Source organism: Paraburkholderia rhizosphaerae, assembly GCF_004366595.1.
In the GTDB taxonomy this organism is placed as follows: Bacteria; Pseudomonadota; Gammaproteobacteria; order Burkholderiales; family Burkholderiaceae; genus Paraburkholderia; species Paraburkholderia rhizosphaerae.
Window position 1 is genome coordinate 50,563 of record NZ_SORE01000003.1, and the last position, 14,139, is coordinate 64,701.

Genomic DNA, 14,139 nt, shown 5'->3' on the forward strand with positions numbered 1-14,139 from the left:
GCGCAAGATGACCACCGACCCGATGAAACTGCAGGACGACGAGCAGCCTTCACATGGCTCGAACATCAGCCACGGTACCCCTCATGTACCGCATTCCGCGCACGCGCCTCATATGGCCGCCGGCGATGAGGGCACCGACAATAACGGCAACGCACCCGGCCGCGGCCAGGATAACGGCTGGCACAAAGCGAAGCTCGATATGTCGAAGTCGATGAGCTACGCAGACTATCTGTCGCTGGATACCTTGTTGTCCGCGCAGCATCCGCTATCGCCCGATCACAATGAGATGCTGTTCATCATTCAGCATCAGACGAGCGAGCTTTGGCTGAAGCTTGCCCTCTACGAACTGCGCGGCGCGCTCGCTGCTGTGCATCGCGACGAGCTGCCGCGCGCCTTCAAGATGCTGGCGCGCGTGTCGCGCATCTTCGAACAGCTCGTGCAGGCCTGGGACGTGCTCGCGACCTTGACGCCGTCCGAATACACATCGATGCGACCGTACCTCGGCAGTTCGTCGGGATTTCAGTCGTATCAGTATCGCGAACTCGAGTTTCTGCTGGGCAACAAGCATGAAGAGATGCTCAAGCCGCATGCGCATCATCCCGAAGTGATGGACGCGATCCGTCAATTGCTCGAAGCGCCGTCGTTCTACGACGAGGTCGTGCGCCTGCTCGCGCGGCGCGGCTTTGCAATCGCACCGGAGCGGCTCGAGCGCGACTGGACAAAGCCGACCGAATACGACGCAAGCGTCGAAGCCGCGTGGCTCGACGTGTATCGCAATCCGTCGCGGCATTGGGAACTGTACGAGATGGCCGAAGAACTGGTCGACCTCGAAGACGAATTCCGCCAGTGGCGTTTCAGGCATGTGACGACCGTCGAGCGGATCATCGGCTTCAAGCAGGGCACCGGCGGCACCGCGGGCGTGCTGTATCTGCGCAAGATGCTAGACGTCGTGCTGTTTCCGGAGCTGTGGCACGTGCGCACGGTTCTGTGATCGTCCCCGCGTATTCGCCGCCAGCCGCCCTCCCTCTGCCCGCCGATGCCGCACTGCCGCACGAAAACCTCGTCGTGCTGCCTTGACTTTCGCCGTCGCGAATACGATCATAAGTTCACAAACTGAGCAAATGCTCCGCACCCAGCAGGCGCGCGATCGATGTGGGTCGCGCGCAGCGGCGGCCGCGCGCAAAGCACACTCTGGAGACACACCATGAACAGCGACCCGAGCGGCAGCGGCGCGAATGCGCATGTAATCCTGCACATCGGCGCAGGCTCGTTCCATCGCGCGCATCAAGCGTGGTATCTGCACCGGCTTATCCAGGCGCATGTCGAAGGCGAGCCTCACTGGTCGCTGTCCGTCGGCAATATCCGTAGCGACATGAACGCCGTGATGGACGCACTTGCCGCGCAAAACGGCGTCTACACGCTCGAGACCGTCACGCCGCAAGGCGAGCGCGCGTACGAGACGATCAGTTCGATCAAACATGTCATACCGTGGTCGGCCAACCTGCAAGGGCTGATCGACGCGGGCGCGGACCCCGCGTGCAAGATCATTGCGTTCACCGTCACCGAAGGCGGTTATTACCTCGACGAACACGACCGGCTCGACGTCGGCAACCCGGATCTCGCAGCCGATCTGAACGGTGCGCGCACGACGATCTACGGCGCGCTCGCGGCGATTCTCGACGCGCGGATGCAGCGCAACGCGGGCCCCGTCACGCTGCAGACCTGCGACAACCTGCGCAGCAACGGCCACCGTTTCCATGCGGGGATGACCGCGTTTCTCGACAAGCGCGGCGCATCGGCGCTGCGCGCGTGGTTCGACGCGAATACCGCTTGCCCGAACTCGATGGTCGACCGCATCACGCCGCGTCCCACGCCGGATGTGCGCGATCGCGTGCGCGCCGCGACCGGCCTCGACGATGCGTGTCCAGTGATGGGCGAAGCATTTATCCAGTGGGTGATCGAAGATCAGTTCCGCGCGGGACGCCCCGCGTGGGAAAAAGTCGGCGCGGAACTCGTCGATTCGGTGATGCCGTATGAAGAGGCAAAGATCCGCGTGCTGAACGCGACGCACAGTTGCATCGCGTGGGCGGGCACACTGATTGGACTGCGCTACATCCACGAAGGCACGATCGACCCGGATATCCAGCGGTTCGCGTACGACTACGTGACGCAAGACGTGATTGCGTGCCTCACGCCAAGCCCGATCGACCTGGCCCGCTATCGCGACGTCGTGATCGAGCGCTTCAGCAACCCGTTTATCCAGGATACGAATCAGCGCGTCGCGGCGGACGGCTTTTCGAAAATCCCCGGGTTTATCGCGCCGACGCTCGCCGAAACCTTCGCACGCGGCAACGAGCCCTCGGCGACCGCGATGCTGCCCGCGCTGTTTTTCCGCTTCCTCGACCGCTGGCAGCAAGGGCGGTTGCCATACACCTACCAGGACGGCGTGATGGACGAGAAGGTCGCGCGCGGATTCTTCGCGGCGGCGGACCCGGTCAAAGCGTATTGCTCGGACCGCCTGCTATGGGGAAGCATGGCGCAGACGCCGCAGCTCGAGAATGCGATTCGCGCGGCAGTGTCACGCGTCGATGCCTGGCTCGACAAGCGTGGTTGAACAGCAGAGTTGAATACGGCGGTTGCACAGGCAGGTAGCGCGGAACGGGGAACGGGCAGCGGCTTTCGGCATGCGGTGCGTGACATTGCCATGACCGCAGCCGGCTTCCCAGCCCACATAGTGATCGCTCAATCATCGAATCCGCTGCACGCATGCGCGCCAGGTCTTACGCCCATGGCATCGCGCGCCACATGCGGCTAAAGTAGCGCATCTTTACCGACGAAGGTATCGCGCCCATGTATCTTGGCATCGATCTCGGCACGTCCGAAGTGAAAGTCCTGCTGCTCGCGTCCGATGGACGCGTGATCGGCACCGCGGGAACCCCGTTTACGGTGTCGCGTCCGCATCCGCGCTGGTCGGAACAGAATCCGATCGACTGGTGGGAAGGCACGCGCGCCGCGCTGTTCGCATTGCGTGAACGGCACCCCGATGAATTCGCGCAGATTCGCGGCATCGGCCTTTCCGGCCAGATGCACGGCGCCGTGTTGCTCGATGCGCAGGACCGCGTGCTGCGTCCGGCGATTCTATGGAACGACATGCGCAGCGTCGAAGAATGCGCGGAGCTGACCGAGCGCGCGCCGGAGTTGCATCGTGTAGCCGGCAATCTCGCGATGCCCGGCTTCACCGCGCCGAAACTGTTGTGGGTCGCACGACACGAGCCTGAGATTTTCAAACAGACCGCCTGCGTGCTGCTGCCGAAAGACTACTTGCGTCTGCAACTGACGGGCGGCAAGGTGTCCGATCCGTCGGATGCGGCCGGCACGTTGTGGCTCGACGTCGCAAAGCGCGACTGGTCCGAAACGCTCCTCGCCGCGTGCAACCTGACGCGCGCGCATATGCCAGGTCTCGCGGAAGGCAGCGCACCATCCGGCATGCTGAAGCCTGAGCTCGCCCGCGAGCTCGGCCTGCGCGGACCGGTCGTCGTGGCGGCCGGCGGCGGCGACAATGCGACAAGCGCAATCGGCATCGGTGCGACGCAACCCGGCGACGGCTTCGTGTCATTGGGCACGTCCGGCGTGCTGTGCGTGATCGGCGACAGCTTCCGGCCGAACCCCGAGTCCGCGGTGCATGCGTTCTGCCATGCGATTCCCAACCGCTGGCATCAGATGAGCGTCGTGCTGTCGGCCGCGAGCTGCTTGCGCTGGGTCTGCAAGCTGACCGGCACCAATGAGACTTCGCTGCTGCCGGAAATCGAGGCGCTGCCCGAAAGCGCGCTGACGCATGCACCGATCTTCCTGCCGTATCTGTCCGGCGAGCGCACGCCGCATAACGACCCGTACGCGCAAGGCGTGTTCTTCGGCATGACGCATGCAACCGACCGTGCGCTACTCGGCTACGCGGTGCTCGAAGGCGTGACGCTTGCATTGACCGACGGTCTCGATGCGCTGAAGGCAGCCGGCACCGAAGCGAACGCATTGTCGCTACTCGGCGGCGGCGCGCGCAGCAACTACTGGGGACAACTGCTGGCCGACGCGCTCAATACGAGTACGCGCAAACACGGCGGCGGCGAAACCGGCGCCGCGCTCGGCGCCGCGCGGCTGGGCTGGCTCGCGGCCGGTGGCGACCCCGCGCAGGTGCTGACGAAGCCGCCAGTGGAAATCGAGTTCACGCCGAATCCGCGGCGGCATGCGGTGCTGCGCAAGCGGCTCGAGCATTACCGCGCGCTGTACCGGCAATTGAAGCCGCTATTTGCCGCGACTGCGACAGGCGATTCCGAAGCGTAGCCCGCACTCGAATCGCCGAACAGGTCGAAAGGTCCAAGCCAACGACGCATCCATTCACCGTGCCCAAGTCCAGCGAAAAACTCGATCTCGCGACGCGTGCTGCCTGGCTGTATTACGTGGCGGGCAATACGCAGAACGAAATCGCCGAAAAGTTGCAGGTGTCGCGGCCGGTCGCGCAGCGGCTGGTCGCGTTCGCGGTCGAAAAAAATCTGATTCGCGTGCGGGTCGACCATCAGCTGGCCGAGTGTCTCGCGCTCGCCGATGAACTGTCGAAACGGTATGGGCTCGCGATGTGCGAAGTCGTGCCAGTCGACAACGATACGCAGGAAGAGATCGACCGGAAGCTTGCGGTGGCCGGCGCGCAGGTGATGGAGCGGTATCTGGGCGAAGAAAAACCGATGATCGTCGCGGTCAGCAGCGGACGCACGCTGAAGGCGGTGGTCGATCAGGTCGGGCAGCTCGATCGGCCGCAGCATCGGCTGGTGTCGATGGTCGGCGCGATTGCGCACGACGGGTCGTCGAATCGGTATGACGTCGCGCTGCATATCTCCGAGAAGACCGGCGGCAAGCATTTTCTGTTGCCTGCGCCGTTGATCGCCGATAGCGAGGCCGAGCGCGCGCAATGGTGCAATCACCGGCTTTATCGGATCGTCGAGTCGCTATCGGGCGACGCGGATGTCGCGTTTATCGGCATCGGCAATATCGGGCTCGGTTGCCCGCTGCATGAAGACGGCTTCATCACCTCCGACGAAGTGGCGGAATTGATGGAATTGGGCGCGGTCGCGGAACTGCATGGTTTGCCGATTTCGGCGGACGGTGCGCGCATCGAGTCGCCGACCGAACGGCGCGTGACCAGTATCCGGCCCGTATCGCCGCCAAAGCGCCCAACCATCGGCTTTGCGTGTGGTGAGCGCAAGCGCACCGCGGTGATCGCCGCGCTAAAAGGCGGATGGCTGTCCGGGCTCGTCACCGACGAATTGTGCGCGCGCGAGGCACTCGAAGAGGCGGCCGATGCGGGGTTGAAAGAACGCGCGCGCTAACGCCAACATCATGCGCCGCTCATCCATTGGCGGGCATGAACCAACGGTTCGCGACACCGTAAAACATCTCGTCCGCTTCGCTCGCTGAGTAGTCGTGGAGCATGTCGGTGTAACGCCGATAGACTTCCGCAAATCCGACCGACAGGCCGGCGATCGGCATATGACTGCCGAACATGCAACGTGACACGCCCATCGTTTCGATCGTCGTCGACACCCAGCGCGCCGCGTCCTGAATCGACCATTTCATGCCGAACAGGCATTCGAGCGCGGAGATGTCCATGCGGATGTTGTCGCAGCCGGCAAGTTCGTGCAGGTCGCGCTTCCAGCGCGCGAAGCCTTCGTCCGACAGGTCGAGCGGCCAGCCCATCAACGCGGCGGTGAAACCGATATCCGGATGGCTGCGCACCACTTCAATCAGATCCGGCAACTGCGATGCGAACGCATAAAGGCCGCATTTCAGGTCATATCGCTTCAGTATCGCAAGCCGGCGGTTCCATTCCGGGTCGCGCATCAGATCGCCGCGCTTTGCAAAGCGTTTGCGCGGATTCGCGTCATCCCACACCACGTGCTCACGAATCGCAGTGAGATCCGGCAAACCCGCGTACAGATCGAGCTTCTGCTCGAGCGCCGGATCGAGGAACTCGACCACCGCGCACAGCGCAATACGGAGGTTGCCGGCATGCGGGTTACCGTTGCGCGGCCTGCTTTCGTTTGCCAGCCGTTGCGCCCACGCGGCTTCCTGGTATGCATCGGTCGACAGAAACTCGTGCCAGACGACGCCCTCGACCGGGTAGCCGGTGGCATCCGCGAGATAGTCGGCGGGCAGATAACGCCGTGGAAGCGCATCGTAGTTGCCGACAAACGCTTCGAACCCCTCATCGTGACGCTCAAAAAACGGATACTGGTTTTCCGTGCGATCGACGAAGTGAACGTGCGAATCGATAATTCTCCGCGGAATAGTCATGGTGCAGCCTCGTCGCGTGGCGTTGTCGGTACAGCACAACGCACAGCATAGGCGCGGATCGCCACGCGCCCAAGGCAACTGGCCACACTATTCGGCGCGGTATGCCGCGCGACACCCGCTACGACTGCTTCGACGCGTCGAACATTGAACCGGCAAAGGTGGAGATCAGCTTGCCCTGGTTTTCGCGCCAGATGCGATCGCCTGCAACGCAGCACTGCGCGCGCTCTCGATCGCCGCGGCTTCGCTCGCATACATCGTGTCGCTCTCGACGCGCTGATACGGCAGGATTTCACCATCATCGTCGGTCGGCGCGGTCACGGTTCGCACCGCCGCATACGCGGTCCAGCCGCCGTTCTGAATCGACTGCATCGCCGACAGTACCAGTTGATATCGTCCAAGCGTTTCGATGTGCATGATTTTCTCCAGTCAAAGAGGCTTGTTGCCGATGTTGCGTCGCATCTTGCCCAGTCCCAGGCGGCCCGAGCGGCGCCGGTAACGGGGCGGCGTGCTATCGCGCGCCGCCCTGTTTCGCACCGCCGCCGTGCGAGCCTCGTCGCTATTCGCGATCAATCGGCGCTGCTTACGCGCTCAGTTGCGCAAGCAACGCTTCGACGCTGCGCTTCGCGTCGCCGAACAGCATCCGCGTGTTCTCCTTGTAGAAGAGCGGATTGTCCACGCCCGCATAGCCGCTCGCCATGCTGCGCTTGGACACGATCACCGTGTTCGCCTTCCACACTTCGAGCACCGGCATGCCGGCGATCGGGCTGCCCGCATCCTCGAGCGCCGCCGGATTCACGATGTCGTTCGCGCCGATCACGAGCACGACATCCGTGCTGCTGAAGTCCTCGTTGATCTCGTCCATTTCGAGCACGATGTCATACGGCACTTTCGCTTCCGCGAGCAGCACGTTCATATGGCCCGGCAAGCGCCCGGCGACCGGATGAATGCCGAAGCGCACCTTCACGCCCTTGTCGCGCAGCTTGCGGGTGATCTCGCTGATCGTCGTTTGCGCCTGGGCGACCGCCATCCCGTAACCGGGCACGATCACCACTTCGGACGCGTCGCGCAGCAGCGCGCCGACTTCGTCGACCGAGACCGGCACCACTTCGCCTTCGATCGCCGCGGCAACCGTGGTCACCGTGCCGAAGCCGCCGAAAATCACCGACAGGAACTTGCGGTTCATCGCGCGGCACATGATGTAGCTCAGAATCGCGCCGCTCGAACCGACCAGTGCGCCGGTCACGATCAGCAGATCGTTGCTGAGCATGAAGCCGGTCGCGGCTGCCGCCCAGCCGGAGTAGCTGTTCAGCATCGACACGACCACCGGCATGTCCGCCCCGCCGATCGCCATCACCAGATGCACGCCAATCAGCGCGGCGATCGCAGTCATCGTCAGCAGCGGACCGATGCCTTGCGCGGGCGTTTCCGCCGTCAGGAACAGATAGCCGAGCGCGACCGACGCCAGCACGCCGACGATGTTCAGCAAATGCCGCATCGGCAGGATCAACGGCTTGCCGCCGACTGTCCCTTGCAGCTTCAGGAACGCGACGATCGAGCCGGTGAAGGTCACCGCGCCGATGAATACGCCGAGATAGATTTCGACGTCATGGATGGTTTTGCCGGCGCCGCCGAAGCTCGCCGCGTTTTCCGCGGCCGGCGACAGGTAGCTCGCGTATGCGACGAGCACCGCTGCAAGACCGACGAAGCTGTGCAGCGCCGCGACGAGTTGCGGCATCTGCGTCATCTCGACGCGCCGCGCGAGCACCGCGCCGCCCGCCACGCCGATCGCCATCAGCACGACGACGACCGGCAACGCCGCGCCGCCCGACAGGCACAGCGTCGTGACGATGGCGATCGCCATGCCGGCGACGCCATACAGATTGCCGCGCCGCGCGGACGCGGGATTGCTCAGGCCGCGCAGGCTCAAGATAAACAGCGCGCTCGCGACCAGATAGGCCATGCTGCCGATTCCGTTTTGCATGTCGGTCTCCTTATTCGCCGCGCTGGAACATGTTCAGCATGCGTTGGGTCACGAGGAACCCGCCTGCGATATTGATCGTCGCGATCAGCAGCGCGAGGCCCGCGAGCACCGCGACGAGCGGGCCCGGTGCGCCGATCTGCAACAGCGCGCCGATCACGATAATGCCGCTGATCGCATTGGTCACGCTCATCAGCGGCGTATGCAGCGCCGGCGTCACGTTCCATACGACCTGATAGCCGACGAAGATCGCCAGCACGAACACCGTGAAGTGCGCGATAAACGCGGGCGGCGCGACTGCGCCGAGCGCGGCGATCAACACCGCGGCAAGCACCAGCCCGACGATGCCCATCGTCGCCGCGCGGCGCCGTTGCTCGTCCGTGACCGCGGCGCCCGCGCCATGCGCAGCGGGCTTCGGTTGCGCGGCCGCGTTCGCGGCAGGCGCCACGGGCGCCGGTGCTGCGCGCTTCGGCGTCGGCCATTTGATCTCGCCGTTGCGGATCACCGTCATGCCGGCGATCACTTCGTCTTCGAGATTCACGACGATCTCGCCGTCCTTCTGCGGCGTGAGATCGGTGAGCAGGTGCCGCAGGTTCGTGCCGTATAGCTGGCTTGATTGCGTCGCCATCCGTGAAGGCAGATCCGCATAGCCGATCATCGTCACGCCTTCGGCCTGCGTCGCGACGCCCGGTTTCGTCAACTCGCAGTTGCCGCCCTGCTCGGCCGCCAGATCGACGATCACGCTGCCATAGCGCATGCTGCGCACCATGTCTTTCGTAATCAGCTTCGGCGCGGGCTTGCCCGGAATCAGCGCGGTCGTCACGATCACGTCGACTTCCTTCGCCTGCGCGGCGAACAGCGCCATTTCCGCTTCGATAAACGCCGGGCTCATTTCCTTCGCGTAGCCGCCCGAGCCGCTGCCGTCTTCCTGGTAGTCGAGTTCGAGGAATTCCGCACCCATGCTCTCGACCTGCTGCCGTACTTCAGGCCGCGTGTCGAACGCGCGCACGATCGCGCCGAGACTGCGCGCTGCGCCAATCGCCGCGAGGCCCGCGACGCCCGCGCCGATCACCATCACCTTGGCCGGCGCGATCTTGCCGGCCGCCGTGATCTGCCCCATAAAGCCGCGGCCGAACTGATGCGCGGCCTCGATCACCGCGCGATAACCCGCCATGTTCGCCATCGAGCTCAGCGCATCGATCTTCTGCGCGCGCGAGATGCGCGGCACGCAGTCCATCGCGAGCACGGTGATGTTGCGTGCACGCAGCTGCTCGAGCAGTTCCGGGTTCTGCGCGGGCCAGATAAAGCTGATCAGCGTCGTGCCTTCGCGCAGCAGCGCGATCTCGTCGACGCCCGCGGCATCACGCGAAGGCGCACGCACTTTCAGAATGATGTCGGCGGTCTGATGCACAGCCGTTGCGTCCGCAACGACCTGCGCGCCCGCCGCACGATACGAATCATCGGAGAACGCGGCCAGTTCGCCCGCGCCCGTTTCGATGGTCACCTTGAAACCGAGCTTCGACAGATGCCCGATCACCTCCGGCGTCAATGCAACGCGACGCTCGCCCGGATAACGCTCCCGCGGTACTCCAATCATCATTGGCATGGCAATGCTCCCATTCGACGTTTCAAATCCTGTTCTGCGGTGCGCCCGGCGCGCTTCGCGAGGCGCCTCGGCATCCCGCGCGCCGCAATTCAAGCGCGCAGCCGCGCACACCTCTGCATCGGCGTGATGCCGCTGCAAGGCGCTCAATCCTGTTGTCAGATGGTCGGTCAGCCGCGAAACGCGGGCTTTCTGGCCCAGTGGTCCGTTTGGGGGGAAGGACCGCTGGCCGCTTGCGGCTCGCTTCGACGCGAGCCTATATCGCTTTGCTTCGTGTTCGTTATCCGGCAGATTCACTGGCACCGGCATGCTGGCATCCGCATACCGGTGGGCTCGCGCGCGTCATCGGCGCGCCTCAATGGCCTACATCGCGGCGTATGTCACGCGCCGACTTTCGCTTCCAGTTCCGTCACGCGCTTGCGTAGCGCGCGGTCTTCGGCGAAGCGCACCGTCTCGTCGCGGATGATCGCGACAATCCCGGTCACGTCGCCTTGTGGCGAATGCAATAGCGCGACCGTGAACGCGATCGACATCGCGCGGCCGGCTTTGTCGACGGCCGGCACTTTCAGCAGATCGTGGCCATAGCGCGTCTGCCCCGTCGCCATGGTCTTGTTGTAACCGTCCCAGTGACGGCCACGCAGCCGCTCGGGAATGATCAGATCGAGCGACTTCCCAAGCGCTTCGTCCTGCGTGTACCCGAACATCCGCTCAGCCGCGGGATTCCACAGCGTAATCGCGCCGTCCGGACCGGAGATGATCACGGCGTCGCCGATTGCGTTGACAAGCTGTTCAAAGTCGATGGTGGAGGCCATGTTCTGTCGTCCGGGCTGTAGGGCTGTGCTCGCACGCGAGCTTTTGTCTCTCATTCATTAATGCGGCCGCCGTCCCGTTTTGCTGAACACGGGTACGGCGGCCGTCTGCTTCTACTGCAACTTCAACCGCGCTTACTGCAGGCTACGTCTGCTGCGAAATGCGTTTCCCACATCAAACCGAGCGCGATTCACGCATCGTCTTGATCTGCTCGTGGCTATAGCCCAGTTCGGCCAGCACTTCATCGGTGTGCTCGCCCAGCAGCGGCGACCCCGTGATTTCCGGCTTCAGGTCCGAGAACTTGATCGGGCTGCCGACCGTCAGGTACTTGCCGCGTACCTTGTGGTCGACTTCGACGATCGAGCCGCTCGCGCGCAGCGATTCGTCGTTCGCCAGTTCCTTCATCGTCAGCACCGGAGCGCACGGAATATCGAACTTGCGCAGGATGTCGACCGCTTCGAACTTCGTCTTGTCGGCGAGCCATGCTTCGATCGTCGCGAAGATGTCGAAGATGTGCGGCTGACGGGCTTCCGCCGTCGCGTAGTTCGGATCGGCGATCCATTCTGGCTTGCCGATTGCGCGGCAGATCGGCTCCCATGCATGGCCCTGAACCGTGAAGTAGATGTACGCGTTCGGATCGGTTTCCCAGCCCTTGCACTTCAACACCCAGCCCGGCTGGCCGCCGCCGCCCGCGTTGCCGCCGCGCGGCACCACGTCGCTGAACGTGCCGTGCGGGTATTGCGGATACTCTTCCAGATAGCCCAGGCGGTCCAGACGCTGCTGGTCGCGCAGCTTCACGCGGCACAGGTTCAGCACGCTGTCCTGCATCGACACGGCCACCTTCTGGCCCTTGCCGGTCTGCTGGCGGCCGATGATCGCGGTCAGAATGCCGATCGCGAGGTGCATGCCGGTGTTGCTGTCGCCCAGCGCTGCCGCGCTGACCGTCGGCGGGCCGTCCCAGAAGCCGGTCGTCGAAGCGGCGCCGCCGGCGCACTGCGCGACGTTTTCATAGACCTTCAGGTCCTGATAGTGGTGGCCGTCGCTGAAGCCCTTGACCGACGCGACGATCATTTTGGGGTTCAGTTCGTTGATGCGCTCCCACGAGAAGCCCATCCGGTCCAGTGCGCCCGGGCCGAAGTTTTCAACGAGGACATCCGATTCCTTGATCAGCTTTTCCAGCACTTCCTTGCCCGCGGCCGTCTTCGTGTCGAGCGTCAACGAACGCTTGTTGCTGTTGAGCATCGTGAAATACAGCGCGTCAGCGTCGGGAATGTCGCGCAACTGGTTACGCGTCACGTCGCCCGAGCCCGGACGCTCGACCTTGATCACGTCCGCACCGAACCACGCAAGCAGCTGCGTGCACGCCGGGCCGGCCTGTACGTGCGTAAAGTCGATGATCTTGATGCCTTCGAGGGGTTTGTTGCTCATTCAATTTCTCCAGGTGGGCTGGGGCTTACTTCTTGGCGCCGCTTTGCGGGTTCAGGTTGGTCAATCGGCCACTTTCGGTACCGGCCGTTTCGTCGATCACTGCATTGATCAAGGTGGGCTTGCCTGACTTGATCGCTTCCTGCAGCGCGTGGGTCAGTTCTTCCGGCGTCGTCGCGTTAAAGCCGATGCCGCCGAATGCCTCGATCATCTTGTCGTAACGCGCGCCCTTCACGAACACGGTCGGCGCGACGTCCTTGCCGCCGGTCGGGTTCACATCGGTGCCCTTATAGACGCCGTTGTTGTTGAACACGATCGTGCAGACCGGCAGGTCGTAACGGCAGATCGTTTCGAGTTCCATGCCGGAGAAGCCGAACGCGCTATCGCCTTCGATCGCGACCACTTGCGTGCCGCTCGTCACCGCGGCGCCAATCGCGAAGCCCATGCCGATACCCATGATGCCCCACGTGCCCGAATCGAAACGGCGACGCGGTTCGTACATGTCGATCACCGCACGTGCGTAGTCCAGCGTGTTCGCGCCTTCGTTGACGACGTTGATGTCCGGACGCGTCTTCAGCACGTCGCGGATCGCGCGCAGCGCGCTGTGGAAGTTCATCGGCGACGGATTCTTCGCGAGCGTCGCGGCCATCTTTTCGAGGTTCGTGTTCTTCTTCTGCGTAACGGCCGAGATCCACTCTGCCGGCGGCTTCGGGAAGTTTGCGTCGATACCCGCGACCAGCGCCGACACGCACGAACCGATATCGCCGATCAGCGGTGCTTCGATTGCGACGTTGCTGTCGATTTCAGTCGGAGCGATATCGATCTGCACGAAGCGCTTCGGGGCGGCGCCCCAGGTCTTGCCCTTGCCATGCGCGAGCAGCCAGTTCAGGCGCGCGCCGATCAGCACCACGCAGTCCGACTCCTGCAGCACGAACGAGCGCGCGGCGGATGCCGACTGTTCATGCGTATCCGGCAACAGGCCCTTGGCCATCGACATCGGCAGATACGGAATGCCGCTCTTTTCGACCAGATCGCGAATCGCCTTGTCGGCTTGCGCGTACGCGGCACCTTTGCCGAGCAGAATCAGCGGACGCTTTGCGCCCTTGATCACGTCGAGCGCGCGCTTCACCGAATCCGGCGCCGGCAGCTGACGCGGTGCCGCGTCGACCACCTTGATGAGCGATGCCTTCGCTTTCGCCGCGTCGATCACTTGCGAGAGCAGCTTGGCGGGCAGGTCCAGATAGACGCCGCCCGGACGGCCCGACACCGCTGCGCGGATCGCACGCGCGACGCCGACGCCGATATCTTCCGCGTGCAGCACGCGGTACGCCGCCTTCGCGTACGGCTTCGCAGCGTTCAACTGATCCATCTCTTCGTAGTCGCCCTGCTGCAGGTCGACGATCTCGCGCTCGCTCGAGCCGCTGATCAGGATCATCGGGAAACAGTTGGTCGTCGCGTTCGCGAGCGCCGTCAAGCCATTCAGGAAGCCCGGCGCGGACACCGTCAGGCAGATGCCCGGCTTTTGCGTCATATAGCCGTGAATCGCGGCCGCGTTGCCCGCGTTCTGCTCGTGGCGGAAGCCGATGAAACGCATGCCTTCGGCCTGCGCAAGGCGCGCGAGGTCGGTAATCGGAATGCCGACAAGGCCGAAAATCGTATCGATGTCATTCAGCTTCAGCGCATCGATAACCAGATGAAAGCCGTCGGTCGTGGCGGCTTGTTCGCTCCCCTGTGCGGTCGTTGCGTCAGGGCGCGCAATTTCAACAGTAGACATTCACTTTTCTCCAATCGTTAGGACTGTTAGGCCGTCGCGCCGTGTGTTTGGCAACCGGTGCCCGAGACCTTCCGTCGGTCTCTTTCCGGCACTGTGATATACCATATATCACACACCAAGTTTGATTCAATAGCTGTTTGTCCCTAAGGACGCGTTTTGCGCAGCACAAATGCCGTTAAGCCTCGCTGATCGCTGATAGTTTTCATC

Annotated in this window: 11 protein-coding genes; 4 read left to right on the forward strand and 7 right to left on the reverse strand. The window is 63.5% G+C overall.

Translation table 11 applies throughout. From position 1 onward, the window contains the following. Window positions 1–7: 7 nt before the first annotated feature. The 4 genes from kynA (at window position 8) to BX592_RS04310 (ending at window position 5,378) form a co-directional block, all read left to right on the forward strand. Window positions 8–991: a tryptophan 2,3-dioxygenase gene (gene kynA / locus BX592_RS04295; RefSeq protein WP_377681509.1), complete on the forward strand. Its 984-nt coding sequence runs from the start codon at window positions 8–10 to the stop codon at window positions 989–991. A 213-nt stretch (window positions 992–1,204) separates the two neighbouring features. Then, entirely contained in the window at window positions 1,205–2,614 is a 1,410-nt protein-coding gene (gene dalD / locus BX592_RS04300; RefSeq protein WP_134190432.1) for a D-arabinitol 4-dehydrogenase, read from the forward strand. 236 nt (window positions 2,615–2,850) lie between these two features. Continuing rightward, a complete protein-coding gene (xylB, locus tag BX592_RS04305) occupies window positions 2,851–4,338 on the forward strand; it encodes a xylulokinase (RefSeq protein WP_134190433.1) in 1,488 nt (495 codons plus the stop codon). A 59-nt stretch (window positions 4,339–4,397) separates the two neighbouring features. Beyond that, the gene (locus BX592_RS04310) at window positions 4,398–5,378 is read left to right on the forward strand and encodes a sugar-binding transcriptional regulator (RefSeq protein WP_134190434.1); all 981 of its coding nucleotides are present in this window, start codon (window positions 4,398–4,400) and stop codon (window positions 5,376–5,378) included. A gap of 19 nt (window positions 5,379–5,397) precedes the next feature. On the opposite strand, the gene BX592_RS04315 is transcribed toward BX592_RS04310, so the two are convergent. The 7 genes from BX592_RS04315 to oxc all read right to left on the reverse strand — a co-directional run bounded on the left by BX592_RS04315 (window position 5,398) and on the right by oxc (window position 13,932). Further along, window positions 5,398–6,342, reverse strand: a complete 945-nt coding sequence (locus BX592_RS04315) for an amidohydrolase family protein (RefSeq protein WP_134190435.1) — start codon at window positions 6,340–6,342, stop codon at window positions 5,398–5,400. A gap of 165 nt (window positions 6,343–6,507) precedes the next feature. Further along, window positions 6,508–6,756: a hypothetical protein gene (locus tag BX592_RS04320; protein ID WP_134190436.1), complete on the reverse strand. Its 249-nt coding sequence runs from the start codon at window positions 6,754–6,756 to the stop codon at window positions 6,508–6,510. Window positions 6,757–6,922: 166 nt separating this feature from the next. Further along, window positions 6,923–8,323: an NAD(P)(+) transhydrogenase (Re/Si-specific) subunit beta gene (locus BX592_RS04325; protein ID WP_134190437.1), complete on the reverse strand. Its 1,401-nt coding sequence runs from the start codon at window positions 8,321–8,323 to the stop codon at window positions 6,923–6,925. 10 nt (window positions 8,324–8,333) lie between these two features. After that, on the reverse strand, window positions 8,334–9,926 hold the full coding sequence (locus tag BX592_RS04330) for a Re/Si-specific NAD(P)(+) transhydrogenase subunit alpha (protein WP_134190438.1): 1,593 nt from the start codon (window positions 9,924–9,926) through the stop codon (window positions 8,334–8,336). Window positions 9,927–10,303: 377 nt separating this feature from the next. After that, complete coding sequence (locus BX592_RS04335) at window positions 10,304–10,735, reverse strand: PAS domain-containing protein (RefSeq protein ID WP_134190439.1); 432 nt, start codon at window positions 10,733–10,735, stop codon at window positions 10,304–10,306. A 172-nt stretch (window positions 10,736–10,907) separates the two neighbouring features. Beyond that, a complete protein-coding gene (gene frc, locus BX592_RS04340) occupies window positions 10,908–12,161 on the reverse strand; it encodes a formyl-CoA transferase (RefSeq protein ID WP_134190440.1) in 1,254 nt (417 codons plus the stop codon). Window positions 12,162–12,186: 25 nt separating this feature from the next. Then, the gene (gene oxc, locus BX592_RS04345) at window positions 12,187–13,932 is read right to left on the reverse strand and encodes an oxalyl-CoA decarboxylase (protein WP_134190441.1); all 1,746 of its coding nucleotides are present in this window, start codon (window positions 13,930–13,932) and stop codon (window positions 12,187–12,189) included. Between the last annotated feature and the right edge of the window lie 207 nt (window positions 13,933–14,139).

Excerpts from the sequence above, each read along its gene's own strand:
- kynA (WP_377681509.1), top strand. The coding sequence starts at position 8 with ATGACCACCGACCCGATGAAACTGCAGGACGACGAGCAGCCTTCACAT.
- dalD (WP_134190432.1), top strand. The coding sequence starts at position 1,205 with ATGAACAGCGACCCGAGCGGCAGCGGCGCGAATGCGCATGTAATCCTG.
- xylB (WP_134190433.1), top strand. The coding sequence starts at position 2,851 with ATGTATCTTGGCATCGATCTCGGCACGTCCGAAGTGAAAGTCCTGCTG.
- BX592_RS04315 (WP_134190435.1), bottom strand. The coding sequence starts at position 6,342 with ATGACTATTCCGCGGAGAATTATCGATTCGCACGTTCACTTCGTCGAT.
- BX592_RS04320 (WP_134190436.1), bottom strand. The coding sequence starts at position 6,756 with ATGCACATCGAAACGCTTGGACGATATCAACTGGTACTGTCGGCGATG.
- BX592_RS04325 (WP_134190437.1), bottom strand. The coding sequence starts at position 8,323 with ATGCAAAACGGAATCGGCAGCATGGCCTATCTGGTCGCGAGCGCGCTG.
- BX592_RS04330 (WP_134190438.1), bottom strand. The coding sequence starts at position 9,926 with ATGCCAATGATGATTGGAGTACCGCGGGAGCGTTATCCGGGCGAGCGT.
- BX592_RS04335 (WP_134190439.1), bottom strand. The coding sequence starts at position 10,735 with ATGGCCTCCACCATCGACTTTGAACAGCTTGTCAACGCAATCGGCGAC.
- frc (WP_134190440.1), bottom strand. The coding sequence starts at position 12,161 with ATGAGCAACAAACCCCTCGAAGGCATCAAGATCATCGACTTTACGCAC.
- oxc (WP_134190441.1), bottom strand. The coding sequence starts at position 13,932 with ATGTCTACTGTTGAAATTGCGCGCCCTGACGCAACGACCGCACAGGGG.